The sequence below is a fragment of the Actinokineospora sp. NBRC 105648 genome (assembly GCF_030269645.1).
Lineage (GTDB): Bacteria > Actinomycetota > Actinomycetes > Mycobacteriales > Pseudonocardiaceae > Actinokineospora.
In genome coordinates, this window is sequence record NZ_BSTR01000024.1 from 95644 (window position 1) to 122401 (window position 26758).

Here is a 26758-nt window from a genome sequence, read left to right on the forward strand (position 1 = left end):
TCGACGTTCGGAATCCAGAAGGAGAGTCATGGGGAGTCGTTGGAACCTGGCCCGTGCGGGGGCCGTGCTCGCGGTCACGGCGGTGTCCGCCGCGCTGGCCGCGATGCCCGCCTCGGCCGAGGGCGTCACCGGAACGCTGTTCAAGCCGGGCGATGAGGGCGTCGGCTTCGTCGTCCGGATGAAGCACGGCAAGGACGAGGTCGTCACGACGCCGTACCTGTTCAACCTGAACCTCTCCGACGGCAAGAAGCTCAAGGTCTACTGCGTGGGCCTGAAGATCAACGCCTCGTACGAGAAGAACGTGATGAGCGAGGTCCCGTGGGCCTCGTACCCGGACCCGAACTCGCCGTTCAACGCCAACAGCGCCAAGATCAACTGGGCGTTGCACCACGGCTACCCGAAGGCCGACCTGGCCGCGCTCAACGCCCTCGGCCTGGCCACCAACGCCGACGGCATCGAGCTCGAGGAGGCCATCTCGGCCACCCAGGCCGCCCTCTGGCACTTCAGCGACGGCTACGACATCGACCGCCAGAACCCAGTCGAGCGCGGCAACGACGACTCCGACAAGGACGTCCTGGCCCTCTACGACTACCTGACCGGTCCGAAGAACGTCGGCATCGGCGAGTGGCCGGTCGGCGAGCTGAAGATCAACCCGAACACCCTCTCCGGTGAGTCCGGCAAGCTGGTCGGCCCGTTCAAGGTCACCACCAACGGCGTGGTCACCAAGCTCGAGTCGGCGCTGCCCGACGGTGTCCAGCTCACCGACGCCGACGGCAAGGTCCTCAAGGCCGCCGACATCAAGAACGGCACCCAGGTCTTCCTCAAGGTCGCCGCGGGCACCGAGGCGGGCAAGGGCAGCTTCAAGCTGACCGCCGACTCCCCGGTCATCGAGCTCGGCCGCCTGTTCACCGGCAACCACTCAGACGGCGCGCCCGCGCAGCCGCTGATCGTGGCCGACTCCGAGACCAAGGTGCTGACCGCCGAGGCCAAGGGTGACTGGAAGGTCGCGCCGACCACCCCGCCGTCGACCAGCACCACCACGACGGCGCCGTCGACCAGCCCGACCACCGGGACCACGGTGCCGCCGACGACCACCACCACGGTGGCCCCGGCCCCGCAGCCCAAGCCGAACCTGCCCGACACCGGCGCCTCGATCATGCTGCCGGTCCTGATCGGTCTCGGCCTGCTCGGTGGCGGTGCGGGCGCGCTGCTCTACGTGCGCCACCGCCGCAACGCCGCCTGATAGCCCAAGACGCACTACCCGATCCCCTCCCAGTCGCGAGACTGGGAGGGGATCGGCGTTTACCGTCCTCTGGTGAGCACACGGGACGACCTGGCGGCACCGCACTGGCTGCGTGAGCTGCTCAAGCAGAAGCCGGTACCGCTGCCGTGGAAGCGGGCCCTGCGCGCCGCGGTCGCGATCGCCGGACCGGTCGCGGTGGGCATGGCCGCGGGCCGGATCGACCTGGGTGTACTCGTCTCGATCGGCGCGCTCTGCGTCGTCTTCGCCGATTCCGACGGTCCTTATCGCTACCGCGCTCAGCGGACGGTGTGGGCGGCCGCGGCGGGCACCGTCGGCTACCTGTTCGGCAACTTCGCCGGTGGCCCGGCCATCTGGTCGCTGGTGCTTGTCGCGGGCGTCTCCGCGCTGATCAGCGCGAGCGGTAGCAACGCCTCCATGGGCGGGCTGCAGCTGCTGGTGTTCGCCATCCTGGGCGCCGGTCAGGCCGCCGACCCGTGGCTGGCCTGGCGGTGCTTCGTGGTGGGCGCGGGGTTCGCGCTGCTGCTGTCGCTAGCCGCGTGGCCCGTGCGGGGCGCGGCGGTCGAACGGGCCGCGGTGGCCGCTGTGTACGACCACTTGGCCGCGATGCTCGCCGCGTCAGGAACCAGTGCGGCACGTGGCGCGAGGCGGGACCTGACCGCTGCGCTCAACGCCGCTTACGACGCCCTCCTAGACGCGCGCTCACACCTAGCAGGGCGTGACCGGTCCTACCGGCGCCTCTTCGTGATGCTCACCGAGACGACCCCCGTGATTGAGGCGTCGGTAGCACTGGTCAACGCCAAGAGGCAGGCGCCGCTGGAGTTCGTGGAGTACCTGCGCGACGCCGCCGACCGGATCCGCGCCCGCGAGCCGTTGCCCGAACCGCCGGACCCTCCCGCCGACGCCCGTGCCGTCGCCCAGCTGCACACGGGCTTGCGGGCCGTGGCCGACTTCCGCCGCGGTGACGACGACCCCGACCTGCGGCCCGCCGAGGAGCGGGCGGGCCTGCGCGAGCGCCTGAGCGTGTTCGCGGGCAGGCGCACCTGGTCGCTGGTGCTGCGCCTGATGGTCTGCGTCGGCCTCGCCGTGGCCCTCGGGCGGTTGCTGCCGCTGGAGCACTCCTACTGGGTCGCGCTCACCGTGGCGATCGTGCTCAAGCCGGACTTCGGGTCGGTCTTCGGCCGTGCCGTGCTGCGCGGCCTGGGCACCGTGGCCGGTGTCCTGCTCGGCGCCGGGGTGTTGGCGATCGACCCGCCCGGCTGGGTGCTGGTGCTGCTGATGGCGGTCGCCGCCGCGGCGTTGCCGGTGGGCCAGGTGCGCAACTACGGCATGTTCAGCACGTTCGTCACCCCGCTGGTCCTCGTTCAGCTCGACCTCGCCGAGGCGGGCAACTGGGCGTTGGTCGCCGCGCGCCTGCTCGACACCGCGCTCGGGTGCGCCATCGTGCTGATCTTCGGCTATCTGCTGTGGCCAGGTGCGCGGCATCCCCGCGTGGGGGAGGACCTCGCCGACGCACTCGACATCGTCGCCGAGTATCTCGATCACGCCCTCTTAGGTCGCCGTGGTGAACGGTCCTCTCTCCGCAGGCAGGCTTATCGAGCACTCTCGGATGTGCGGACCGCGTTCCAGCAGTCTCTTGTCGAACCGTCCGCTGCCGGGCGCAGAGCGGCTGCGTGGTGGCCCGTCATCGTCGGTCTGGAGCGGCTCACGGATGCGGTTACCGGCGTGGCGGTGGCTATCGACCGAGGAGCTGATCCGATCGAAGAGCCAGACGTGAAAGTTCTTGCCGCTACGGTCCGGGAGGCGGCAAAAGCAGTAAGAGGGGAACGTGCGCCCAAGAGGTCCGCACTCCCCAAGAGCGAGCGGTTGGCCCGCGTGGTCGGCGAGCTCACGGCGGTGAATGCCACTCTGCGTGGCCCCAACCTGGCACAACGGCCACGCAGGCGCGGACGGGCGGCGGCCGACTGGGTAAGTTGACGCTTTGGCAGTGGGAAGTGGGGAACGGGTTGGGTACCCTTCGACGGGGTCCTCGCCCGGGCCTGTCAGAGTGCGGAGGAGCACCATGGGCATCGATTTCAACGAGCTGAAGAACAAGGCCGAGGGCCTGATCGAGCAGCACGGGGACAAGATCGAAGAGGGCGTGGAGAAGGCGGGCGAGTTCGTCAAGGGCAAGTTCGGCCACGAGGCGCAGGTCGACACGGTCGTGGACAAGATCCAGGACCTGATCCCGGACAAGCCGGGCACCCAGGCCGCCCAGGGCACCGGCGAGCCGGACCAGGGCCACCAGGCGTGAGTTCGGACGCCGCGACCGAGCGGGTCCTCCCGGACGGGGGGACCCGCGTTCGCAACCCAGCGGTCTACACCTGGCAGGGCAGCGCGCCCACGACCCTGGAGTCGGTGCGCCTGCTGGTCACCGAGGCGCGGCTGCGCGCCTCCGGTCGGCTCATCGCCGCCGCCGACGAGGCGACCGGCACCGAGGCTTTCAGCGCGTCGTTCGAGGCCTCGGCCGACCGCGGTGACGAGGCGGGCAGGCTGCTGCTGCGCACCACCACCGCGGCCCAGGAGCGGCAGATCTCGCTGAACCGCACCGAGGACGGCGTCTGGCTGGTCGACCACGGCAACAGCTCCACCCGCGACGAGTTCGGCGGCTCGGTCACCGTCGACGTCGCGGGCGCGGTCACCTTCAACACGCTGCCGATCCGCAGGCTGGGGCTGCACCGCACGCCGGGCGAGTTCGAGATCCCGGTGGTCTACGTGACCATGCCCGACCTGGAGGTCCGGCTGGTCCAGCAGACCTACCGGACGGTCTCGATCGCCGACGACCACGCCGTCATCGAGTACACCCAGGGCGGGTTCACCGCCGAGCTGACCGTCGACGCCGAGGGCATCGTGATCGACTACCCGGGTGTCGCGCAGCGCCTCTAGACGGTGAACGGCCGGTAGGACACCGCGAACGCCGCCGTCGGGGTCGTCCCGATCAGCCTGATCTCGAACGAGTGATTTCCCCCGGTCAGGCCGTTCGTGGTGAGCGCGAGCCGCCACACGCCGCCGACCCCGGGGCCGTCGGCCACGGTCGGGATCCCCGCGATCCGCTGCCCGTCCAACCGGACCTCGACGCCCGCCACCCCGGCCAGCTCGCCACCGACGCGCTGCCCGGCCGGGCCGTCGGTGCGCACCTCGAGCACCACCCGGCCGCTGGGCACCTTCGCGCCCTCCGTGATCGGTTTGCCCGCCGCGTCGAAGAGGGTGGCCCCCGGGCGCGCGAGCGCGGGCTTTGTCCGCGGCAGGGGCACGTCGGTACCGCTGCCTGCCGCCGGTGACACCGCGCCCTCGGGAGCGACTAGCTCGACGCTTGCGCTGACCACCCTGGTCGCGGCTTGGGCGCGACGGACAGGTCCGTGCACCCGTATCGGCAGGGTGTTGCCGTCCTTCCCCAGGACTAACGCCTCGGGCGGTACGTCGGCCACTACCGGGTACCGCACGCCTCTTGTCATCGGCTGCCCGGCGACGGCCGGTCGCGCGGGGAAGTTGGCGCCGCCGATCTCCACGGTGAAGGTGTCGTCCGCGGGGTCCTTGGGACCGTTCTGCGGGATCAGCGTCAACCGCACCTGACCGCCTCGGGTGCCCGGGAGCGGGGTGCCGCCGGTCGTGGACAGCCCGGCGTCCGCGGCGACCACCACGGGACCGGCGTCGACCGGCGGCGGCACGACCAGGACCGGTACGGCCGTCGGCGCGCCGACGAACCCGATCAGGTTGATCCCCGCGTAGAGGCCACTCCCGCCGCCGAGCAGCCCCACGAGCGCGGTCGCCTCCCGCCACGCGGGCACCACGTCGCCGCCACCCACCACGACGCCGTCCCGCAGCACCTGCACGCCGTCGGTGCGGAGCACGACCTCCCAGCGCACGGACAGCCCGACCTGCGCGGTGGGCACCGGCTGGGTGGCGACCGCGGTGCCCATCCGGGGCGTCCCGGGAGCCACGAGCACCTGCACGTCTGTCGTGTCGTCCCGAGCCGCCACCCGCACCCGGATCGTCCCCGGTGGTAGCGCCGGGTTGTCCTGCGCCAGCCCGGGACGATCGGGTTTCGGCGAGCCGTTGGGGGAGCCGTCGATCAGGTCGGCGGGGCCGGGGACCAGGTCGACGAGCAGTTCGCCGCCCAGCGAGGGGTGGTCGGTGACCACCACGAACCGGCCCAACTCCCCGTCCGCAGGCGCATCTCGCAACCGGAACGGCGCACGTGCGCGTAGTCCTACCGGCTCCGCACCGCACTGCGCGCTGACGATCAGCCTCTTACCGTCGGAGCCCCCGCCGGTGGTAGCGCGGCCGCAGTCGGTGGTGCTGAAGAACCGCCAGTTGACCGGATCCGGCGTGACCCGATCTGTGAAGGTGTCTCGGAAAGACCAAGGGGTCTTGTCCTCGGCCTCTTGCGGTGTCGCTGTTGTCTTGGCGGGTTTGGACCGTTGCCCGTAAGAGTCGATCGTGCGGATCTCTATGTCGTAGGGCGCGGAGTTCTCCAGCCCGTCGAGCTGGGTCGTGGGCTGGGCTACCAGCCGGGTGTACTCGTTGGTGCCCGCGTGGCCCCACCGCACCTCGTACCCGGCCGCCCCCTTGGGTTCGGCCACCTCGGCGACCGCGGTGCCCCACCACAGCTGGAGGGTGCCCAGGCTCGACTTGGTCACGATCTTGCTCGGCGGCTCCGGCTTCGCGCCGGGCGCCGGGGTCACCACGCCCTCGCCCGCGAACTCGCGGACAGTCGTCTGCGGTGGCGGGACCGGCCGGGGCGTCGCCTGCGACGGGTCCTCGGGCGGCGTGCGCAGCACCACGATCGCCCCGCCGAGCAGCACCAAGCCCGCCACGATGGCCGCGATCCGGCGGACGCGGGCGGGACGGCTCGGCGGGACGGGTAACGGCTCGTGATCCACCGGGACAACGTAAGGTCGCTGAGAGTCCCGTCACAGATTCGTTGCCGACCCGAGACCTCTCAGCCGGTGAGCACCGGGGTGGTCGCCACCGCCAGGTCCCCGTCGAACCGCACGACCCGGCCGCCCTGGGCGCCGACCAGCCGCAGCTCCTCCAGCGGGTCCGCGCCGGTCAGGTCCACCACCACCTGGGCCCGGCCCGCCGCGCGCTGCTCGTCGAAGGCCGAGCGGCCCGCGTGCCCGGCGTTGATGGTGGCGCCCAGCGCCCCGGTCGAGGCCAGCGCGCCCCGGGCGGCGCCGAGCCTGCCCAGCGCGTCGTCGACCGCGTCCAGCAGCGCCGCCCGGTTGCCCTCGCACATCGCCCGCACCAGCTCCGGCCTGCTGCCCGACACCCGGGTGCCGTCGCCGAACGACCCCGCGGCCAGCGCCATCGCCAGCGGTCCGCCGTCCGCGCCGCAGGCGGCCAGCACCGCGGCCAGCACGTGCGGCAGGTGCGAGATCCGGGCCACCGCCGCGTCGTGCTCGTGGGTGGTCGTGGGCACCACGCCCGCGCCGCAGTCGAGCGCGAGCTGCGCGGCCTCGCGCCAGGCCTCGACGGTGGTCTCCTCGTCGGCGGTGACCACCCAGGCGGCGTTGGTGAACAGCGTCGACTCGCCCGCCGCCCAGCCGGAGGCCGACTTGCCCGCCATCGGGTGTCCGCCGGCGAACCGGGTGGTCGGGGCGTACCGGGTCACCGCGTCGGCCACCGGGCCCTTGACGCTCACCACGTCGGTGAGCAGGCAGGTGGGCGCCAGGTCGCCGACCTTGCGCAGCACCGCGTCGACCGCGGGCAGCGGCACCGCGACCACCACCAGGGCGTCCTCGCGCGCCGCGCGCCGGATCGCCGAGTCCACGTCGACCACCGTGAACTCCTCGGCGAGCGCGGCCTGGGCGTCGGCCACCGAGCCCGCGGTGCCCCACACCTGCCGTCCCGCCGCCGAGGCGGCCCGCAGGACCGAACCGCCGATGAGCCCCAGCCCGATCACGCACACCGCTCGCATGTGGACAGATAGTGCCCTATGGATCATCCCGGTCAGCGCAGGGCGTCCAGCGCGAACGCGGCGTACGTGGTCACCCCGTGCGGGAGCGCCGCCTCGTCGAACTGGACCTTGTTGGAGTGGTTCGCCGGGGCGTCCGCGGGGTCGAGCCCGGGCGGGCACGCGCCGAGGAAGGCCATCGCGCCGGGGACCTCGCGCAGCACGTAGGACCAGTCCTCCGCGCCCATCAGCGGGTTCGGCATGACCGACGAGTGGTTGGCGCCGAGCACCGCGCCCGCCAGGTCGTGCACCCGCGCGGCGACGTCGTCGTCGTTGATCGTCACCGGGTAGCCCTCGTCGACGGTGTACTCCGTGGTGCACCCGTGCGCGGCGGCGATCTGCGCGCACACCCGGGGGATCTCGGCGAGCATGGTCTCCCGCGAGCTCTCCGAGAGCGTGCGCAGCGTGCCCTGCAGCTCGGCGGTCTCGGGGATGATGTTCGACGTGGTGCCCGCGGTGATCCGCGCGATGGTGACCACGGTCGGCTCGAACACGCTGATCCGGCGGGTGACGACGGTCTGCAGCGCACCCACCATGGCCGCGGCGGCGGGTACCGGGTCGAGCGCGTCGGACGGGTTGGACGCGTGCCCGCCGCGGCCGAAGACCTTGACGGTGAACGAGTTCGCGCTCGCCATGATCGGCCCCGGCCGGGTGCGCAGCACCCCGGAGGACTCCTTGGACGTGATGTGCAGGGCCAGCGCGCGCTCGGGCAGCCGGTCGGTGACGTCGAGCAGGCCCTCCTCCAGCATCCGCTTGGCGCCGTAGTGGCCCTCCTCGCCGGGCTGGAACATGAACACGACCGCGCCCGCCAGCTCCTCGCGCCGCTCGGCGAGCAGCTGGGCGGCGGAGGCGAGCATCGCGACGTGCGTGTCGTGGCCGCAGGCGTGCATCGTGCCCTCGAGCCGCGAGGCGAACGGCAGGCCGGTGTCCTCTTGCAAGGGGAGCGCGTCCATGTCGCCGCGCAGCAGCACGGTCGGGCCCGGGCGTGCGCCCTTGAGCACGCCGATGACCGACCCGACCGCCTCACCGGTGTGCACGCGCAGGCCGAGCCCGTCGAGCGCGTGCAGCACGGCGGCCTGCGTGGCGGGCACCTCAAGACCCTGTTCGGGGTGCTGGTGGAGCTGCCGCCGCAGCGCCACCGTCTTCGGCTGCAGCGCGCGCGCCGCTTCGAACAGGCCGCTGAACCGGGGGTCGCCCGACAGCGCGGAGGAGGCCGGAGCCTGGGTCGTCATCTCTCGATAGTGTCATCGCCGCCCGGTATGGGGGACTGCTTCTTCCGGGTGACCTCCCGGCGGAATACGGTGTGTGCATGTCGGGACAGGAGCCGGTACCGGGCTTCGGGGTTGCGGTCGTCCGGGAGGACGGCAAATGGCGTTGTGACGCGATGGACGCCACCGCGCTGCGCGAGCTCGACGCGGCGATCACCGAGCTGCGCAAGACACGCTCGACCGGCGCGGTGTTCGGCCTGCTGGCCATCGACGACGAGTTCTTCCTGCTGCTGCGGCCGAGTCCGGGCGGGGTGTCGCTGCTGCTCTCCGACGCGGCCGCCGCGCTGGACTACGACATCGCCGCCGACGCGCTGGACGTGCTGCGCGTGGACCCGCCGGAGGACGACGACGAGGTCTGGCCGGAGGGGTCGCTGGACATCCTGGCCGACCTGGGCCTGCCCGCGCCGGAGATGCAGGTGATCATCGACGAGATCGACCTGTACCCGGACGAGCAGCTGCAGATGATCGCCCAGCGGCTGGGCTTCGACGCGGAGTTCACCAAGCACCTCGACACCATCCTGCAGTGACCGAGGCGTTGGTCCGCGCGGCGATTGAGGTCGCGCGGGAGGCCACCGCTGGCGGCGACGTGCCGATCGGCGCGGTGGTCTTCGGGCCGGACGGCACCGAACTGGCGCGGGCGTGCAACTCCCGTGAGGCGTTGGGTGATCCGACCGCGCACGCGGAGATCTTGGCGCTAAGAGCAGCTGCGGCACGGTACGGCGATGGGTGGCGTCTTAGTGGTTGCACGCTCGCGGTAACCGTGGAGCCGTGCACGATGTGCGCGGGGGCCTTGGTCTTGGCCCGCGTCGACAAGGTGGTCTTCGGCGCGTGGGAGCCCAAGACAGGTGCGGTGGGTTCCCTGTGGGATGTGGTTCGCGACCGGCGTCTGCCCCACCGGCCCGAGGTGGTCGGCGGCGTGTTGGAGGCCGAGTGCGCCGCGCTGCTCACGGAGTTCTTCGCCACGCACCGTCGATAGTGATTTAGCTCACATTGAGGTGGGTTCTCTCGACCGTCGGGACACCCCTGGTGCGAGGGAGCGAAGACCCGACGTGAGGAGTGCCTGATGAGCGTGTTCGACAAGGCCAAGGACAAGGCTGAGCAGGTTATCGGCGAGGTCAAGGAGAAGCTGGGTCAGGCGACCGACAACCGCGACCTCGAGAACTCCGGCAAGGCCGACCAGGTCAGCGGCGAGGTCAAGGAGACCGGCCACGACCTGCGCGACAAGGCCGCGGGCGCGGTGCACGACGCCAAGGACCGGCTGCACGACGACCGGCGCTGATTGATCAAGCTCCGAAGGCCCGCGGGCCCGCTCCCCGACCCGGGGGCGGGCCCGCGGTCTTGGGGTACCCCGTTCCGGATGGGTGAGCCCACCTTGTACTCTCTTTCGCGGTGGCGTGTCCGAGCGGCCGAAGGAGCGCGCCTCGAAAGCGCGTGACGGTTCACCCCGTCCGTGGGTTCAAATCCCACCGCCACCGCCAGGAACACCCAGAGCGCCGATGACCCCCGCGGGTCATCGGCGCTTTCGGTTTACGGTGGCCCTTTCACGGTGGAGGAGATCGCGTGGTCAGGGAGCGGGCTGGGCAGGTCCTCGCGGCCAACCTGCGGGCGTTGCGCGAGGCGGGCGGGCTGTCGCTGTCCGAGCTGGCCCGCCGGTCCGGGATCGCCAAGGGGACGCTGTCGCAACTGGAGTCCGGGACGGGTAACCCGACTATCGAGACGGTGTTCAGTTTGTCGAACGCCCTGGGGGTCCCGGTGTCGAACCTGCTGACCGAGCCCGCCGACTCCGAGGTGGTGCTGGTCCGCGGCGTGGACGTCGACGTGCTCTCCGGGACCGCGGTCGACCTGCGGATGCTGCGCCGCCTCGACCTGCGCGAGACCGTCGTCGAGGTGTACGACCAGCGCGTCCGCGCGGGTGAGGTGCAGCGCTCGACCGGCCATCCCGGTCGGGAACACGTGCTGGTGACCGAAGGTGTGCTGCTGGTCGGGCCACCTGGGGCGCCCTACCGGCTCGGGCCGGGGGACTACGTGTGCTTCCCGGCGGGCGGGCCGCACGTCTACGAGACGGTCGACGGCCCGGTCACCTCCGTGCTGCTGCTCGAGTACGCCGCCGACGACCCCGGTCCCGGGCTGGGAGCGCACTGGGATTGACCCGGGGCCACCCGGCTGCTTACGCTCCCATCGTTCACTTCAATGAACGAAGGAGCGCTGTGGGTCTCCCGGACGTGGTCGTGGTCGGCGCGGGTGTCATCGGTGCCGCGTGCGCCGAGGCGCTCTCCGCCGCCGGGCTGCGCGTCACCGTGCTCGACCGCGGTCCGCTCGCCGCGGGCACCAGCGCGGCGGGTGAGGGCAACGTCCTGGTCTCGGACAAGGAGCCCGGTCCCGAGCTCGACTTGGCCCTCGCCTCGCTCGCCCGCTGGCCCGAACTGCTCGACCGGGTCGGCCACGACGTGGAGTGGGACCCGAAGGGCGGCTTGGTCGTGGCCACCGGCGATCCGTCGCTGCTGGCTGGGTTCGCCGCCCACCAGCGCGCGGCAGGCGTAGACGCCCGTCTTATCGGCCCCGCAGAGGCGTTCGAGCGCGAACCGCAGCTCACGCGGCGGGTGACAACCGCCGTGCACTACCCGCAAGACGCCCAACTCCAGCCGGTCTTAGCCACTACGGCCCTCTTAGACGCCGTTCGCAAGCGGGGCGGGGTGTTGCGGCCGGGTGTCACCGCGCTTGGGTTCGGTCCCGACGGCGTGCGCACCAGCGATGGGGTTGTGCCGTGCGGCGCGGTGGTCAACGCGTGCGGGCCGTGGTCCGGCGCGGTGTCCCGAGCGCTCGGCGCGCCGATCGACATCCAGCCCCGGCGCGGCATGGTCCTGGTCACCGCCCCGATGCCGCACACGGTGCGGCACAAGGTCTACGACGCCGACTACGTGGGCGCGGTGGCCAGCGGCGACGCCGACCTGCAGACCTCCACCGTCGTCGAGTCGACCGCGGCCGGGACGGTGCTGATCGGCTCCAGCCGCGAACGGGTCGGCTTCGACGAGTCCATCCGCGTACGCGTGCTGCGCGAGCTGGCCCGCAAGGCCGTCGCGTTGTTCCCCGGGCTCGCCGACGTGCCGGTGATGCGCGCCTACGGCGGGTTCCGCCCCTACGCGCCCGACCACCTCCCCGTGATCGGCGCCGACCCGCGGGTACCCGGTCTGTGGCACGCCACCGGGCACGAGGGCGCGGGTATCGGCTTGGCGCCCGCGACCGGCGCGCTGCTCGCCGAGTTGCTGACCGGCGCGCGTCCGCACGTGGACCCACAGCCGTTCCGAGTGGACCGACCGGGGGTGTTGGCGTGAAGGTGACCATCGACGGCGTAGAGCACACGGTCGAGCCGGGGCAGACGGTAGCCGGTGCGCTGTTGCGGCTAGGCCGGATCTCTTGGCGCACGACTCGCAACGCCGACCGCCCGCGCGGGGTGTTCTGCGGGATCGGGGTGTGCTTCGACTGTCTGGTCGAGGTGAACGGTGTGCCAGATGTGCGCGCGTGCCAACGGCTTCTGGTAGACGGAGACGCGGTGGGCACGTCATGAGGGTCGTTATCGTTGGTGGTGGACCTGCCGGGATGGCCGCTGCGAACGCGGCAGCACGCGCGGGGGCCGAGGTGGTCCTGGTAGATGGAGAGCCCACCCTTGGCGGTCAGTACTACCGCGGTACTCCACAACGCGTAGATCCCGCGGTGGAGCACTTGGCGGAGAGCGCGGTGTGGGCCATGGAGGGCCTGCGCCTGCACATCCGAACCGGTGCCGCTGACAGTCCACACCGCACTGGAACTGTCGTCGACGCTGACGCCGTTGTCCTGGCCACCGGTGCGCACGACCGCGTGGTCCCGTTCCCTGGCTGGGACCTACCAGGTGTCTACACCGCCGGGGCCGCGCAGACTTTGGCCAAGAGCCAAGGAATCGCTGTCGGTGCGAGGGTTGTGGTCTCCGGTACGGGGCCGTTCTTGCTGCCGGTAGCGGAGTCCTTGGTCAAGGTGGGCGCACGGGTGCTAGGCGTCTGTGAGGCCAACAGTGGGACAGGTTGGCTAAGACACCCCCGTGCAGCGAACCCGGGCAAGATGGCGGAGTTGGCTCACTACGCGGGAATGTTGCTCAAGCTCCGCGTGCCGTTGTGGCGTAAGACCGCAGTCGTTGCCGCGCATGGCACTGACCGCGTCACGGCTGTCACTATCGCCCGCCTGAACCCGGACTGGACCATCCGCGCTACCCGCCGCATAGAGGTCGACGCGGTGTGCGTCGGCCACGGATTCACCCCTCGACTTGAACTTGCCGTCGCCGCGGGCTGCGCGCTCAAGGACGGTTTCGTCGCCGTGGACGAGCGTGGCGCTACCTCGGTCCCCGGCGTCTACGCGGCAGGCGAGATCACCGGTATCGGAGGTGCAGACCTCGCCGCGGCCGAAGGTGAGGTCGCGGGCGCCGCCGCGGCCGGGAGCGAATCAACGAAAAGCCTTACCGGTGCCCGTAGGTTCGCCGCGGCTCTCGCGGACGCACACCCCATCAAGCCAGGATGGCAAACCTGGCTTACCCCCGAGACTCTTGTCTGCCGTTGCGAAGAGGTCACCTACCAGGCTCTATGCGCCGCAACAGATCTAGACGCGGCAGGCGTAAGAACCCTCAAGCTGACCAGTCGCGTCGGACTGGGCCTGTGCCAGGGGCGGATGTGCGGCCGCAACGCCACCGAGCTGGCCGCCACCCGCCTCGACCAGGCGTTCTTCGACGAAGCGGCACTGCACCGCCGCCCCATCGCCACTCCCATCCGGCTGAGCGAGCTCGCCGAGACCCCACTGGAACCTCAGGAGGACCCGTGACCGAACGACTCGACGGCGTCATCGTGGCGACCGCCCTGCCCTACGCCGAGGACCCGGGCGCGCCCGCCGGGCTGCGGCCCGACCTGGACCGGTTCGCCGAGCACTGCCGCTGGGTGGTCGAGAGCGGCTGCCGCGGCGTCGGCCCCAACGGCTCGCTCGGCGAGTACTCCTCGCTGACCGACGCCGAGCGCCGCCAGGTCGCGCGCACCGCCGTCGACGCCGTCGGCGACACCGGCGTCGTGGTCGTCGGCGTGCACGGCGCGGGCGCCCACCAGGCGCGGCACTGGGCCGAGCTGGCCGCCGAGGACGGCGCCGACGGCGTGCTCTGCCTGCCGCCCACCATGTACCGGGCCAACCCGCGCGAGGTCGTCGACCACTTCGCCGCGGTGGCCGCGGTCGGCCTGCCGGTGATGGTCTACAACAACCCGATCGACACCAAGGTCGACCTGACCCCGGCGCTGGTGGCCGAGATCGCCGCGATCGACGGCGTGGTGGCGATCAAGGAGTTCTCCGGCGACGTGCGCCGGGTGCTGGAGATCCGCGAGGCCGCGCCGGAGCTGACCGTGGTCGCGGGCGCCGACGACGTGGCCCTCGAGTCGCTGCTGATGGGCGCCACCGGCTGGTTCGCCGGGTTCCCCAACGTCTTCCCGGCCGAGTCCGCGCGGCTGTTCGACCTGGCCACCCGCGGCGAGCTGGCCGCCGCCCGGGCCCTCTACGAGCCGCTGGTCGCCGCGTTCCGCTGGGACTCGCGCACCGAGTTCGTGCAGGCGATCAAGTACGGCATGGACGTCGTGGGCCGTTTCGGTGGTCCGTGCCGCCCCCCGCGCGGGCCGCTCTCGGGCGAGCAGCTCGCCGCGCTCGACGCCGACATGCGCCGCGCGGTCGAGTCGTTGCGGGCGGCCTGACATGCGCTCGATCCGTTGCCTGCACGCGGTCGACTCGCACACCGAGGGCATGCCCACCCGCGTGATCACCGGTGGCGTCGGCGTGGTCCCGGGCGACACCATGGCCGCGCGCCGCGAGTACTTCATGGCCAACCTCGACCACCTGCGCGAGTTCCTGGTCAACGAGCCGCGCGGGCACCCGGCGATGAGCGGGGCGATCCTGCAGCCGCCCACCCGCCCGGACGCCGACTGGGGCGTGCTCTACATCGAGGTCTCCGGCTGCCTGCCGATGTGCGGGCACGGCACGATCGGCGTGGCGACGGTGCTGGTGGAGACCGGGATGGTCGAGGTCACCGAGCCGGAGACGGTGGTGCGGCTGGACACCCCGGTGGGCCTGGTGACCGCGCGGGTCGCGGTGCGCGACGGCCGGGCCGAGTCGGTGACGATCGAGAACGTGCCCTCGTTCGCGCTGGAGCTCGACGCCGCGGTCGAGGTCCCCGGCCTCGGCCGGGTCAGCTACGACATGGCCTACGGCGGCAACTTCTACGCGATCCTGCCGATCAGCGCCCTGGGCATCCCGTTCGACCGCGCGGCCAAGGACCGGATGCTGTCCGCCGGGCTCTCGATCATGGACGCGATCAACGCGGACAACCGGCCGGTGCACCCGGAGGACCCGTCGATCTCCGGGTGCAAGCACGTCCAGCTGGTCGCGCCCGGGGTCGACGGCAGCCACTCGCGCAACGCCATGGTGATCCACCCCGGCTGGTTCGACCGGTCGCCGTGCGGCACCGGTACCTCCGCGCGCTTGGCCCAGTTGCAGGCTCGCGGGGAGCTGGATCTGGGGGAGGACTACGTCAACGAGTCCTTGCTGGGCACCAGGTTCATCGGCCGCTTAGTGCGTACGGCGTTCGTGGGCGGTGTGCCTGCGGTAGTGCCAACGGTGACCGGTAGAGCGTGGATCACCGGTACTGCGCAATATCTGCTCGACCCCACCGACCCGTTCCCGAAGGGGTTCGTCCTATGAGGATCGTGTCCACCTCACCGCAGACGCCCGGCGACGTCGTCGTCGACGTACCACCCGGTGACGTTGCCGCCGCGGTGGCCAAAGCGCGGACCGCGCAACGTGAGTGGGCCGCCACGGGCCCGGCCGTGCGGGCGGCGGCGCTCGGCGCGATGGCCGACGCGGTCGCCGCGTCCGACCTCGCCGAGTTGGTCGTGCGCGAGGTGGGCAAGCCGATCACCGAGGCGCGGGGCGAGGTAGGCCGGGCGGTCGCCCTGCTCCGGTACTACGCGCAGCAGGCGTTCGACCCGATCGGGGAGACCTACCCGGGTGGTCTCGCGTTCACCGTGCGCAGACCGCGCGGGGTGGCCGGACTGGTGACACCGTGGAACTTCCCGGTGGCGATCCCGGTGTGGAAGGCCGCGCCCGCGCTCGCCTTCGGCAACGCCGCCGTCGTCAAGCCCGCGCCGGACGCCACGGCCTGCGCGCTCCGGCTCGCGGAACTGTTCGACGGGCTGCTCCCGGATGGGTTGTTCGCCGTGGTCCCGGGTGCCGCCGACGAGGGCGCGGCGCTGGTGGACGCGGTCGACCTGGTGTCGTTCACCGGATCGGGCGCGGTTGGCCGCCGGGTGGCGGTCGCGGCCGCTGAGCGGGGTATCCCGGCGCAGTGCGAGATGGGCGGTCTCTCGGCCACGATCGTGCTGCCGGACGCGGACCTCGAACGGGCCGCGACCGACATCGCGTACGCGGCGATGGGTTACGCGGGGCAGAAGTGCACGGCCACCAAGCGGGTCATCGCGGTGGGCCCCGGGTTCGCCGACGCGCTGCACGCCGCGGTCGAGGCGCTGATCGTCGGCGACCCGGCCGACTCGGCGACCGCGATCGGGCCGGTGATCAGCGCGGCGGCCCGCGAGCGGGTGGTCGAGGCCGGTGGGGTCGGGATCGACGCCGACGGCTGGTTCGTGCGGCCGACCGTGCACGGCGCGGGCACGCGGCTCGACCGCGAAGAGGTGTTCGGCCCGATCTGCTCGTACACCGAGGTGCCGGACGTGGACACCGCGATCACCCTGGCCAACTCGACCGACTACGGCCTCGTCACCGCGCTCTACACCGGCGACCTGGGCGCCGCGCTGTCCTACGTGGAGCGCTGCGCGTCGGGCCTGGTCAAGGTGAACATGCCGACCGCCGGCGTGGACTTCCACCTGCCGTTCGGCGGCGAGCGGGGGTCCGGGTACGGCGGCAAGGAGCAGGGCAAGGCGGCCGCGGCGTTCTATACGCTCGGTCGCACGGTGCAAATCACGGCGTAGATCGCCCAACCAGGTGAGAGAGGTACACACATGAGCGACCGCCCGGCTCGGCGCGACCCGTCGAAGTTGGTGGAGGCCGAGGGGTTCCGCGAGTTCGTCCGGGACGACTGGGGACCGGCCGACCGCCGGGTCCACGGTGTCGACGGGGCGGCGGAGGCGGCGGCGGCGCACCGCGCGCGGCTCTCGCACGAGTTCCCCGGCAAGCGCATCGCCCTCGCCGCGGGCCACGCCCCGGTGCGGTCCAACGACTTCGACTACGAGTTCCGCGCGGACAGCGACTTCGCGTGGCTCACCAGCTGCTACGCCCAGGCAGGCGTGCTGGTCATGACCCCGTCCGGCGGCGGCCACGACGCCACGCTGTACCTGCGCGAGCCCGCCGGTCCGGCCGAGCCCGACTTCTTCGCCAACGCCCGCGACGGCGAGCTGTGGATCGGCGCGGTGCCGGGCCTGGCCGAGTGGTCCGCGGCGCTGGGCATCGAGTGCCGCCCGCTGGAGGAGCTGCCCCGCGCGCTGCGCGGCCAGCTGCCGGAGGTGCACGCAGCCAAGGGGGTCGACCCCTTCCTCGACTCCCTCGTCGGCGCGCACAGCCCCGACCTGCGCACCACGCTGGCCGAGCTGCGCCGGATCAAGGACGACTGGGAGATCGCCCAGCTGCGGGCCGCCGTGGACGCCACGACGCTCGGGTTCGAGGACGTCGCCCGCGAGCTGGGCACGGCCGTGCGCGGCGGCGGCGAGCGCTGGCTGCAGGGCACCTTCGACCGGCGCGCCCGCGCGCTGGGCAACGGCCCCGGCTACCTGTCCATCGTGGCCGCGGCCGAGCACGCCCCGGTGCTGCACTGGACCCGCTGCGACGGCCCGGTGCCCGAGGACAAGCTGCTGCTGCTCGACGCGGGCGTCGAGGTCAGCACCCTCTACACCGCCGACGTCACCCGCACCTTCCCGGTGTCCGGCGAGTTCACCGACGCCGAGCGCCGGGTCTACGACCTGGTCCACGAGGCGCACCTGGCGGGCATGGCCGAGGTGCGGCCCGGCAAGGAGTACCGCGCGTTCCACAACGCGGCCATGCGGGTCCTCGCCCAGGGCCTGCACGACTGGGGCCTGCTGCCCGGGTCGGTCGACAAGTCGCTGGACCCCAACGGCCAGCACCACCGGCGCTACATCGTCTGCGGCATCGGCCACTTCCTGGGCATGGACGTGCACGACTGCGCACGCGCGCGGGCCGAGACGTACCACGAAGGGGTGCTCGAACCGGGCATGGCGCTCACCGTCGAGCCGGGCCTGTACTTCCACCCCAACGACCTCACCGTGCCGCCGGAGCTGCGCGGGATCGGTGTGCGCATCGAGGACGACCTGGTCGTCACGGCCACCGGCGCGGACGTGATCTCCGACGCGCTGCCGATCACCGCCGACGGCATCTCCGAGTGGGTGCGGGCCCATCGGGGGTAGCCTCGGTTCCTCTGTAGACAGGGGAGCGAAGGAGGGCGTCGTGACTGATCGCGACGAGCGTACGCAGGGGACCGGGAAGCACGCGGCACCGGAGGGCGCCGAGCGGCACCCGCTGATCGACCTGTCGCGGGACCCGAACCCGGGTCGCGCCGACCACGCGGCAGCCGAAGAGGACTGACTGCCCGCGCGGCTGTGAGCTGGGCGAACGCCGGTCATCCACAGGGGTGGCCGGCGTTTGTCGTGCCCGGGGTGCACTATGGGCGCATGCGAACACCTGATCGAGAGACGCGCGGCTCCACGGCCGGTCTGGTGGCCGTCCTGGCCGCCCGGCTGACCGAGGCCGCCGCCGTCCTCGGTTCCCCGCGCGCGGCCGAGGCCGTGGCCGCGGCGGCCGCCTCGGGGCCCGCCGTCGCGGGCCAGGCTGCGCTGAACGCGCTCACCCGCTGCCTGGAGCTGCTGTGGCAACGCGGGTGGCTGCCCGCCGAGGCCGTGCGGGCCGTCCCGCGCCCGCTCAGCGCCTTGGCGTCCGCCGCCGTGGCGCACGCCTGCGCGGGTTTCCCCGCGGCTGGTCTGCACCCGCGCTGGCGAGCCGACCTGGCCGAACTTGGCCCGCCCCGGCCGTTGTTACCCGGCCCGCTGACCCCGGGGCTGACCAGCGTGGTCGAGCTGGTCGCCGCACTGATGGCCCTGCCCCGGTTACCCCGCACCGCCCCCGCCCCCGGCGGCTTCACCGGCGCCACCGACCGCGCGGGCGTCGACCGGCGCGTGCTGGAGCGCGTGCGCGGCCTGCTGGCCAAGGCCGAGTCGACCCCGTTCGCCGCCGAGGCCGAGGCGCTCTCGGCCAAGGCGCAGGAGCTGATGGCCCGCTACGCCTTCGAGCAGGCGGTGCTCACCGCCGACGAGCCGGTCGAGGCGGCCACCGGCAGGCTCTGGCTCGACGCCCCGTACCAGGGCCCCAAGGCCCAACTGGTCGACGCCGTCGCCACCGCCAACCACTGCCGTGCCGTGTTCTACGCGCGCCTGGGGTGCGTGGCCCTGGTCGGGCACGAGACGGACCTGGAGATCGTCCAGGTGCTGGCCGAGTCCCTCTTGGTCCAGTCCGCCCGCGCCCTGCGCCGCGCCCCCGCGACCGGGCGGTCCTACCGGCACGCCTTTCTGGTCGCCTACGCCCACCGCGTCCAACAACGCCTCACCGAGGCGACGGCCCACGCCCGCCCCGACTCCACCGCCCTGGTCCCGGTCCTGGCGTCGCGCACCCGGGCCGTCGAGACGAAGTTCGACACCCTGTTCCCCGGCATCCGCACCCGCCGCACCACGGTCACCAACCCCACCGGCTGGACCGCGGGCCTGGCCGCCGCCGACCAGGCCGACCTGCACCCCCACCGCGCGGTGGCCAGCTGACCCGCGTTCCGGCCCGGACAAGCAGAAACGCCGGTCACCTCGGTGACCGGCGCGATCCGCACTGCTGGCGGAGGATGGGGGATTTGAACCCCCGAGGGTTTTAACACCCAACACGATTTCCAATCGTGCGCACTAGGCCACTATGCGAATCCTCCGCCGGAGAGCTTACCGGAGGGGGTCCTGACCACCCCGAACGGGTGGTTGCAAGTGGTCCGAGGTGGCCGCACGAGGGGGAGATGGGCAAGCACAGCGCTCGGTGCTCACACTATTGGAGCGTCTGTTGCATGCCATCTACCAGTGCGAACGCGGACTGCGCGGCGACCAAGACGGAGGGGGCGCGGGCCGAGGCGGTGGGGCTCTGCGAGGCCCTGTGGACCATGCACGCCGAGCGGTGGCGCAAGACAATCAGGTCGAAGGACCTGTCGCCTGGCTGGGGGAGCGGGAGGAGATCGAACGGCGCAACCCGTTCGACCTGATCGACCCGCCGGACGTCAAGGCCAAGATCACTCCGGTGTTGAGCGATGAAGACCACGCCGCGCTGCTCGTTGCTGCCGGGGCAAGAGCTTCGAGGACCTGCGCGACCGGGCGATCATCCTGCTGTTCATCGACACCGGGATGCGGGTCAGCGAGTTGCACTCCCTGCGTGTCGAGGGGGATCAACCTCAAGACGAAGACGCTGCACGTGCTCGGTAAGGGCGGTGAAGTCCGGGTCGTGCGGTTCGGCAACGAGACCGGTCTCGCCCTGGCTCGCTACATCAAGGCCCAGGCCCTGCACACGCTGGCCGACTCCCCATCGCTGCGGCTAGCTGCATGGTCCCGTACGCGCTGCGTGCCGCGCGTACGGGTGATCCGGGTACCCGGAACCAGTAAGCCGGCAGGGGCGCAGCGCTCTCGTGGCGGCATGAGGGGCATCGCCGCAGGTGAGGCAGCCTGCGTCGCTCGGTCAAGTAAATCTGTGCCCGCTGGAGTAGACATCCGGATGCGGGTGTGTGTAGTGTTCTCCTCGTCGAGAGAAGAACGGTGACACGGGAGATGACGAACTACCCGTGGGATGTAGAGCAAGACGGTCGGACATGTCGGGGCCAATCGGTGAATGGGGCTCCTCGGCAGTGGACCAAGGGTCGATCGGCAGGTAGTGACCGGAGAAGCGATCCCGGTGCCGGCGACTGAGCGGTGAAGCAGTTCGAGTGGTGAAGCAATTGCGGTAAACAATGCATGTGCAGTACGGCAAGTGTGAGCGCAGTAGAGATAGTGCGGTATGGCCGGGTGTGTCGGAGCCGAGCGGTGGACAGGGCTCCAGACAGGCGGCCGGAGATGGTCGGTGAGGTGATTCCGGCATGTGCATCAGGACCGGTGCCGATCATCACGTGATAACGCAAGTGCATGTCGCAGTGATCAGAGGAGAAGGGAAGGGTTGCACGCCATCGGATCGCCCGGACTCGGCTGAACTCGGCCGGACGGGTACCGCGGTTCCATCTGAACGAGAGGTGGTCTTCGGTCACGCACACGCGATCCCCGCGATTCCCGCTTGTAGTGCGGGTCATGCGGATAGAGGAAGCCGGTCTCACGGCCGGCTAGGTGGAAGTGGAATCCAACAACCCCCGGGGCCCCGGCGCAGACTGCGCCGGGGCCCCTCGTGATGCGGAGGCGCGATGACCCCAGAGGAGAATAACGAACCACGGGTGCCGGAGGCGCAGACCTCGGCCGAGAGGTTCGATGATGACGACTACCCCGCCTACACCATGGGCCGGGCCGCGGAGATGCTCGGCACGACGGCCGGGTTCCTGCGCAGCCTCGACGAGGCGAACCTGATCGAACCGCAGCGCTCCGCGGGCGGACACCGCCGCTACTCCCGCAACCAACTGCGCTTGGCCGCCCGCGTGAGGGAACTGGTCGACCAGGGCACCGGACTGGACGCGGCCTGCCGCATCGTCACCCTGGAGGACCAACTCCAGGAAGCCAGGGACACCCACAGGCCACAGCACCCGCCGGGCGAGCCCTACCCGCCACTGCGCGGTGTGTGAACCCCCGCCGAGACCGTCTCCGGTGGACGAGGGATCGGCGCGGGTCGCCGGTCGCCGGTGGGAACGCAGCACCCGCCGGTGGGCCTCGCCGACGAGGACGAGTCGGTGGTCGGTCTTGAGCACCCGACGCGATTTCCTGTCGCCGGGCTCGACGGTCACCACTCGTCCACAGGTCGTGGGCACGCGCAGTCGGGGCTTCCGGTCGTCAGTGACCGGGAGCGACGACGGCACGACCCGGCTGACCGCACGGTGCTCGCCCCCCTGAAACCCTGTCCCGGGCGGTTGTCGGCGGTGCCGGTTTCGGCCCGGGGAGGAGGGTTGTGGGGTCGCGGAGCGTCTTGAGCAGACAGGACGCCAGCCCGGATGCGCGGTGGTGGTGGATGCCGATGAGTCACCGCCGTTCCGGTTCCACCTGGGGAAGGTGGTCGTGCGCCGGTCCTGATCCGCCGATGGGCCGTGAGCGCGTTGCACGGACTGGCCGAAGATCACCCCGTGCGTGTTGCCGGTGTGCACCGAGATGGTGAGCGACGCCTACGACCACGGTCGGCCGTCGTGCCGGGTACGACTGGCGCGCGGTCGGATGCCGTGTCGAGTGTGGGTTGAGGTCAACCGCGGGTGATCGACTTCGAGTGCCCGCTGTCACGCACGAACCGCAGCTGCGCCGCAGCCACCCGAATCGAAGACGACGCGGGTCCTGGGCCGTGCGCAACGCCAGTGGTACACAGCGCACCGCCAACCGGCGGCCGTGCGGGTGCCAGCGCGCGGGTGGAGCGGCGTCGTGACCTACTGCCATCTCGGCGTGCAGCGCCGTACCCACTCTATGTGGATCGCCGCGCAGTGCCCGGTATCGCCACCGCGGGCCGGGGGGCCGCCCCGGGCGTCGCTGTAAGACACCCGGTTCGGAGCACGGCCGCACCCCCCGGCACATCCTCGACATGGTCCGCTGACCACCGCTATGCCACCGGCCCGGTGCCTGTGCCGCGGCCACCCGGCATCACTGGTCCACCTCGGGGAAGGCGATGCTCGCTTCGATCCGATGACAGCAACGGGGCCGTCGCAACTGCTGGTCAGTATGGGTCTGGTGTAGACGGTCGCCAGCACAGGTAGACGATTCCTCGGGCTGGCCATCGCCGGCGACCTCCAGCGGCGACTGGTGGGCATAGACCCTCGTCGACGGCCGAGTCTAGGCATCCGCGCGCGGCGGGCCAGCGAGGTATTCACCGAACTTCTCCAAGCAGATGCTTCCACCGCCTGAACTCGCCCTATATATGTCAACTCGCACCCCGAGGGGGTGGGAGCGACCACGCGGGGGTGCGGTCCCCGGTCGGGTGCCGGGGACCGCCCACCACTTAGGCCTCGGCCTGCTGGGCCTTGGGCAGCAGCTGCACCAGCAGCGCGACCGCGACGGCGAAGCCGATCAGGAGGTAGAGGCTGGTGCCGAAGGCGCGGGCCGGGTCGCCGACGACGCCGAAGAAGATGATCCCGACGAGCGCCACGCCCAGCGCGCCGCCGATCTCCTGGGCGGTGGACAGCGCGCCCGAGGCGGACGCGGCGTGGTGCGGGGCGACCCGCTCCAGCACGGTCGAGGACAGCGGGGCCATCACCATGCCCATGCCGAAGCCGGAGACCACCAGCGCGGGCACGAGCCACCACACCGAACCGGTGGTGCCGATCGCGGTGCCGATCTCCGACAGCGCGGTGTAGCCGACGGCGACGAGCACCGCGCCGACCGCGAGTACCTGCCTGCCCAGCGCGCCGACCAGCTTGGGCGCCATCGCCGAGGACAGGAAGAACCCGACGCCCATCGGCACGTACACCAGGCCCGAGCCCAGCGCGGAAAGGCCGTGGCCCTGCTGCAGGTAGAGCGAGAGCACCAGGAAGCAGGAGCCCATCGCCGAGTAGTAGCCCAGCGTGCAGAGCAGGCCGACGGAGAACGCGCGCTCGCGGAACAGCGAGACGTCGATCAGCGGCGATCGACCGCGGGCGCCGAGTGCGCGCTGGTGCAGGCCGAAGAGGGCCAGCAGCGGCAGCGCGGCGACCAGTGAGACGATCGACCAGGTGGGCCAACCCTGCTCGCGGCCCTGCACCAGCGGCAGCACGACCGCGACGAGGCCGAGGGTGACCAGCACGGTGCCGACGAGGTCCAGCCCGGTGCGGCCCTCACCGCGCGACTCCGGGACGACCTTGCCGACGAAGGCGAGCGCGATCAGGCCGATCGGCACGTTGATCAGGAAGATCGCCCGCCAGCCCGAGCCGCCGATGTTCGCCGCGATCAGCGCGCCGCCGATGAGCTGGCCGAACACGCCCGCGATCCCGATCGTGAGGCCGTAGGCGTTGAACGCGTTCGCGCGGTGCTTGCCGGTGTAGACCGAGCCGAGGATCGCCAGGACCTGCGGGGTGAGCAGTGCCGCGGCCACGCCCTGCACGACGCGCGCGCCGACCAGTTCGCCCGGGTTCTGCGCCAGGCCGGAGGCGGCCGAGGCCAGCGTGAACAGCGCCAGGCCCGCGGTGAACATCTTCCGCCTGCCGTAGAGGTCGCCCATCCGGCCGGAGGTGATCATCAGCGCGGCGAAGGCCAGCCCGTAGCCGGCGATCGTGAACTGGATGGCGGCCGGGCTCGCGTGCAGGTCGCCCTGGATCGAGGGTGCGGCCACGTTGACGATGAAGAAGTCCAGGACGGTGATGAAGGTGCCCGCCAGGACGAGCAGCAGTGGGCCCGCGGACGGCGCGGGCTCGTCGGTCCCGCTCGGTGGCCGCGGCGCCGCGGTGTCGGACAGGTCGCTTGTCTCGCTTGTCGTCATGGGTGGCACTCCTGGTCGGTGAAGTCCGGTGGTGGTCCGCGCGCGACCGCGACCGCGGGACGGATCGAGTGGGGCGCGGTGCACGCCCCACCCGGCTGGAATTCCCACTCGGCCGGAGCGTCGCCGGTTCCCCGCAACCGTTGATCATTTCTTCGCTCAACCATGAACCCATATGACGCCTTTGCCGGGCAAGCCGATGTCAGCGCCGTGTCAGGACTAGATCAGAAAGATTCCGGATGATCCACTTCCCTTATCCGGGAAGTGCATGTCGAGTACTTTTCGTCCGATTTTACGGATTGAGGATGCCATGTCTCATATAAGTTCCGACGTTCCGTCGTGGCCGTTGCCCCGCGTCTGTCCACGATCCCAGCCGCCCGCGATGGCGGGATTCCGACAAAACATTCCCCGGCGGGTCCGATTAAGAGGCGACCAACCCGCCTGGCTGATCTGCAGGCACGCCGACGTCCGGCAGGCGCTCAACGAACCGCTGCTCAGCGTGGACGACCAGCACCCCAACTTCCCCAACCGGCTACTGGTCCCGCTGGCCCCGCGGATCCAGTCGTTCTGGCGGATGGACGCCCCCGAGCACCCCGCCCTGCGCAGGCTGGTGATGCCTGATTTCACCGCGCACCGGACCAAGCAATACCGGCCACTGGTGGAAGCGGTGACCGACCAGTTGCTCGATGGACTGGCCGAGTTGACCGGTCCAATCGATTTGTGGCCCGCGTTCGCCCTGGCGCTCCCGTGCATCGTCATTGCACGAATCTTCGGGGTACCGGATGAGGACATGGACGAATTCCGCACCCATACGGGTGAACTGCTGAACCAGGAACAACCGGAGAAGGCGATGGCGGCCTACGAGGCCACCACGTCCTATTTGCGGCACTTGGCCCGTTCTCGGGCGAAGGCGCCCCGGGACGACCTGATGAGCAGGCTGGTCAACGGTCGGGTCGCGGGCGACCCGATCAACGAGGACGACCTGGTCGCCATGGTCCGGCTGATGCTGGTCGCAGGCCACGAGACGACCGCCAGCCAGCTCGCGCTGAGCCTGTTCACGCTGCTGGACCGGCCCGAGCTCAAGACGACGGTGCTCGAACACCCCGAGCGGATCGGTGACCTGGTCGAGGAGCTGCTGCGCTACTGGTCGATCCCGCAGGACAACGTGGTGCGGGTGGCCAAGGGCGACGTGCGGATCGGGGGCGCGCTGATCGCCGACGGCGACGCGGTGCTGATCTCCATCCCCTCGGCCAACCACGACGACGAGGTCTTCCCCGCGGCCGACCGGTTCGACCTCGACCGCGACAGCCGGGCGCACCTGGCCTTCGGGTACGGCGCGCACCACTGCCCGGGCGCCTCGCTGGCCCGCCAGGAGATGGAGGTGGCCCTGCCCGCGATCTTCCGCCGGTTCCCCGACCTGCGGCTCGCCGTGCCGAGTGCGGAGGTGCCGTTCCGACTGAACACGCTGGTCTACGGACTGGAGGCGCTGCCGGTCCTGCTCTGACCGGCCGGTGACGGCGGCCATCGGCCGACGGGGCTGGTCGCGTCACCACCCCTGCGACCACCCGATGCGGGGTGGTGTTCGGTGCCTGGGGCACCGGCACCACCCCTGGCCGCGCTCAGCGCCCGGTGGAGCGCAGCAGGGACACCACCCTGGGCATCGCCACGGGGTTCCACCCGTTCATCGAGACGGCCATCCCCGGTGCCACACCACCGATCTCCGCGGCCAACGTCATCAGCGTCCCGAGGTAGGAGCCCAGCAGGTTCGCCCACGCGACGCGGGGCCGAGGCGTTTGTAGACGAGGTCGAAGACGGTCGGGCGCTGACGGTGGCCACGCGGCCGGACATCTCGGCGTGGACGCAGATCCCGATCGCGCCGAGCACGACGACCCACGCCTGGCGCATGCCGAAGCGGGCGCCGGTCTCAGAATTGGCGACCAAGTCGACGAACCCGCCGATCGCGGTCAGGATCCGAGGGTGACCGCCAGGACCCACTTCACGACCCCCGCCACCTCGTCCAGCCCGGCGGCGACGCGTTCCCACCGGCCCAGCACCGTGGTCAGGCGCGTGTGGTCGTCCTCGGCTGCGCGGGCGGCGTCGGTGATCGCGGAGACCGCCTCGGTCACCAGCGGCACCGCCCGGTCGCGCAGCCGGGCGCTGTCGTCGCCGGGGACCTCGAGGTCGAGCAGGTCCTGGGCGGCGGTGGCGGCGCGGTCGCGGGCGACGTCGACGACGGCGACCCGGTACCCGGCGGTGACGCGGCGGTCGAGGGTGGCCTGGGTCGGCAACCGCGGTCTGCGCCGCGGACCCGGCATCCCGCGCGCTCGCCGTCGCGGTGGAGTGGTAATCGTCCTGGGTGGTGGGCCACAGGCCGGGCAGGACCACGGCCAGCAGCACCGCCTCTACCCAGGGGAATTTCAAAGTCTGTTTGTGCTGGTAGCGGCTGCGATGATGGGCAGGATTCGGGTTCGGTCGGCGGCGATGTGTTGCAGGGTGCGGGTGATGTGGGTGATCCCGGCCAGGCGTAGGAGG

At 71.4% G+C, this 26758-nt stretch carries 25 protein-coding genes and 2 tRNA genes; 21 read left to right on the forward strand and 6 right to left on the reverse strand.

The window, feature by feature from the left end; translation table 11 throughout:
- Positions 1 to 28 precede the first annotated feature (28 nt).
- The 4 genes from QSK30_RS21355 (at position 29) to QSK30_RS21370 (ending at position 4186) form a co-directional block, all read left to right on the forward strand.
- Positions 29 to 1243, forward strand: coding sequence for a thioester domain-containing protein (locus tag QSK30_RS21355; protein ID WP_285505186.1), 1215 nt, complete (start codon positions 29 to 31; stop codon positions 1241 to 1243).
- Between the two features lie 72 nt (positions 1244 to 1315).
- Positions 1316 to 3238: an FUSC family protein gene (locus tag QSK30_RS21360; RefSeq protein ID WP_352231604.1), complete on the forward strand. Its 1923-nt coding sequence runs from the start codon at positions 1316 to 1318 to the stop codon at positions 3236 to 3238.
- Between the two features lie 85 nt (positions 3239 to 3323).
- The gene (locus QSK30_RS21365) at positions 3324 to 3554 is read left to right on the forward strand and encodes an antitoxin (RefSeq protein WP_285505188.1); all 231 of its coding nucleotides are present in this window, start codon (positions 3324 to 3326) and stop codon (positions 3552 to 3554) included.
- Complete coding sequence (locus tag QSK30_RS21370; protein WP_285505189.1) at positions 3551 to 4186, forward strand: putative glycolipid-binding domain-containing protein; 636 nt, start codon at positions 3551 to 3553, stop codon at positions 4184 to 4186. Before QSK30_RS21365 ends, QSK30_RS21370 begins: the two co-directional genes overlap by 4 nt.
- Here the strand turns inward: QSK30_RS21370 and QSK30_RS21375 are convergent.
- Genes QSK30_RS21375 through QSK30_RS21385 form a run of 3 tightly spaced genes read right to left on the reverse strand, consistent with a single transcriptional unit; the run spans position 4183 to position 8488 of the window.
- Positions 4183 to 6183, reverse strand: a complete 2001-nt coding sequence (locus QSK30_RS21375) for a hypothetical protein (protein WP_285505191.1) — start codon at positions 6181 to 6183, stop codon at positions 4183 to 4185. The genes QSK30_RS21370 and QSK30_RS21375 overlap by 4 nt on opposite strands.
- Before the next feature lie 59 nt (positions 6184 to 6242).
- Complete coding sequence (locus tag QSK30_RS21380) at positions 6243 to 7220, reverse strand: prephenate dehydrogenase (protein WP_285505193.1); 978 nt, start codon at positions 7218 to 7220, stop codon at positions 6243 to 6245.
- A gap of 32 nt (positions 7221 to 7252) precedes the next feature.
- Entirely contained in the window at positions 7253 to 8488 is a 1236-nt protein-coding gene (locus tag QSK30_RS21385) for a M20 metallopeptidase family protein (RefSeq protein ID WP_285505194.1), read from the reverse strand.
- A 77-nt stretch (positions 8489 to 8565) separates the two neighbouring features.
- On the opposite strand from QSK30_RS21385, the gene QSK30_RS21390 reads away from it, so the two are divergent.
- The 14 genes from QSK30_RS21390 (at position 8566) to QSK30_RS21455 (ending at position 19404) form a co-directional block, all read left to right on the forward strand.
- On the forward strand, positions 8566 to 9051 hold the full coding sequence (locus QSK30_RS21390; protein WP_285505196.1) for a tRNA adenosine deaminase-associated protein: 486 nt from the start codon (positions 8566 to 8568) through the stop codon (positions 9049 to 9051).
- Positions 9048 to 9500 (forward strand): nucleoside deaminase, encoded by a 453-nt coding sequence (locus QSK30_RS21395; protein ID WP_285505198.1) that lies wholly within the window; start codon positions 9048 to 9050, stop codon positions 9498 to 9500. Before QSK30_RS21390 ends, QSK30_RS21395 begins: the two co-directional genes overlap by 4 nt.
- Positions 9501 to 9587: 87 nt before the next feature.
- Positions 9588 to 9803: a CsbD family protein gene (locus tag QSK30_RS21400; protein ID WP_285505199.1), complete on the forward strand. Its 216-nt coding sequence runs from the start codon at positions 9588 to 9590 to the stop codon at positions 9801 to 9803.
- A gap of 109 nt (positions 9804 to 9912) precedes the next feature.
- Positions 9913 to 10002, forward strand: a tRNA-Ser gene (locus tag QSK30_RS21405).
- A gap of 82 nt (positions 10003 to 10084) precedes the next feature.
- Complete coding sequence (locus tag QSK30_RS21410; protein ID WP_285505200.1) at positions 10085 to 10672, forward strand: helix-turn-helix domain-containing protein; 588 nt, start codon at positions 10085 to 10087, stop codon at positions 10670 to 10672.
- A gap of 59 nt (positions 10673 to 10731) precedes the next feature.
- On the forward strand, positions 10732 to 11856 hold the full coding sequence (locus QSK30_RS21415; RefSeq protein ID WP_285505201.1) for an NAD(P)/FAD-dependent oxidoreductase: 1125 nt from the start codon (positions 10732 to 10734) through the stop codon (positions 11854 to 11856).
- A complete protein-coding gene (locus QSK30_RS21420; protein WP_285505203.1) occupies positions 11853 to 12089 on the forward strand; it encodes a (2Fe-2S)-binding protein in 237 nt (78 codons plus the stop codon). The genes QSK30_RS21415 and QSK30_RS21420 overlap by 4 nt, the downstream gene beginning before the upstream one ends.
- Positions 12086 to 13366 carry an FAD-dependent oxidoreductase gene (locus QSK30_RS21425; protein WP_285505205.1) on the forward strand — a complete coding sequence of 427 codons (1281 nt, stop codon included), beginning with the start codon at positions 12086 to 12088 and terminating at the stop codon, positions 13364 to 13366. The genes QSK30_RS21420 and QSK30_RS21425 overlap by 4 nt, the downstream gene beginning before the upstream one ends.
- Positions 13363 to 14271, forward strand: a complete 909-nt coding sequence (locus QSK30_RS21430) for a dihydrodipicolinate synthase family protein (RefSeq protein ID WP_285505206.1) — start codon at positions 13363 to 13365, stop codon at positions 14269 to 14271. Before QSK30_RS21425 ends, QSK30_RS21430 begins: the two co-directional genes overlap by 4 nt.
- 1 nt (position 14272) lies before the next feature.
- Positions 14273 to 15274 carry a proline racemase family protein gene (locus QSK30_RS21435; protein ID WP_285505208.1) on the forward strand — a complete coding sequence of 334 codons (1002 nt, stop codon included), beginning with the start codon at positions 14273 to 14275 and terminating at the stop codon, positions 15272 to 15274.
- Complete coding sequence (locus QSK30_RS21440; RefSeq protein WP_285505210.1) at positions 15271 to 16557, forward strand: aldehyde dehydrogenase family protein; 1287 nt, start codon at positions 15271 to 15273, stop codon at positions 16555 to 16557. The genes QSK30_RS21435 and QSK30_RS21440 overlap by 4 nt, the downstream gene beginning before the upstream one ends.
- A gap of 30 nt (positions 16558 to 16587) precedes the next feature.
- A complete protein-coding gene (locus QSK30_RS21445) occupies positions 16588 to 18003 on the forward strand; it encodes an aminopeptidase P family protein (protein WP_285505212.1) in 1416 nt (471 codons plus the stop codon).
- A 40-nt stretch (positions 18004 to 18043) separates the two neighbouring features.
- Complete coding sequence (locus tag QSK30_RS21450; RefSeq protein WP_285505214.1) at positions 18044 to 18181, forward strand: hypothetical protein; 138 nt, start codon at positions 18044 to 18046, stop codon at positions 18179 to 18181.
- Between the two features lie 86 nt (positions 18182 to 18267).
- Positions 18268 to 19404 carry a DUF2786 domain-containing protein gene (locus tag QSK30_RS21455; protein ID WP_285505216.1) on the forward strand — a complete coding sequence of 379 codons (1137 nt, stop codon included), beginning with the start codon at positions 18268 to 18270 and terminating at the stop codon, positions 19402 to 19404.
- A 65-nt stretch (positions 19405 to 19469) separates the two neighbouring features.
- Here the strand turns inward: QSK30_RS21455 and QSK30_RS21460 are convergent.
- Positions 19470 to 19559: transfer RNA gene (locus tag QSK30_RS21460), tRNA-Ser, on the reverse strand.
- Between the two features lie 236 nt (positions 19560 to 19795).
- Between QSK30_RS21460 and QSK30_RS21465 the strand changes: the two genes are divergently transcribed.
- The gene (locus tag QSK30_RS21465; RefSeq protein ID WP_285505217.1) at positions 19796 to 20428 is read left to right on the forward strand and encodes a site-specific integrase; all 633 of its coding nucleotides are present in this window, start codon (positions 19796 to 19798) and stop codon (positions 20426 to 20428) included.
- A 628-nt stretch (positions 20429 to 21056) separates the two neighbouring features.
- Complete coding sequence (locus QSK30_RS21470; protein ID WP_285505219.1) at positions 21057 to 21428, forward strand: helix-turn-helix domain-containing protein; 372 nt, start codon at positions 21057 to 21059, stop codon at positions 21426 to 21428.
- A 1349-nt stretch (positions 21429 to 22777) separates the two neighbouring features.
- On the opposite strand, the gene QSK30_RS21475 is transcribed toward QSK30_RS21470, so the two are convergent.
- Complete coding sequence (locus QSK30_RS21475) at positions 22778 to 24229, reverse strand: MFS transporter (protein WP_285505221.1); 1452 nt, start codon at positions 24227 to 24229, stop codon at positions 22778 to 22780.
- Between the two features lie 379 nt (positions 24230 to 24608).
- On the opposite strand from QSK30_RS21475, the gene QSK30_RS21480 reads away from it, so the two are divergent.
- Complete coding sequence (locus QSK30_RS21480; protein ID WP_285505222.1) at positions 24609 to 25730, forward strand: cytochrome P450; 1122 nt, start codon at positions 24609 to 24611, stop codon at positions 25728 to 25730.
- A gap of 460 nt (positions 25731 to 26190) precedes the next feature.
- Here the strand turns inward: QSK30_RS21480 and QSK30_RS21485 are convergent, their stop codons facing one another.
- Positions 26191 to 26541: a hypothetical protein gene (locus QSK30_RS21485; protein WP_285505224.1), complete on the reverse strand. Its 351-nt coding sequence runs from the start codon at positions 26539 to 26541 to the stop codon at positions 26191 to 26193.
- Between the last annotated feature and the right edge of the window lie 217 nt (positions 26542 to 26758).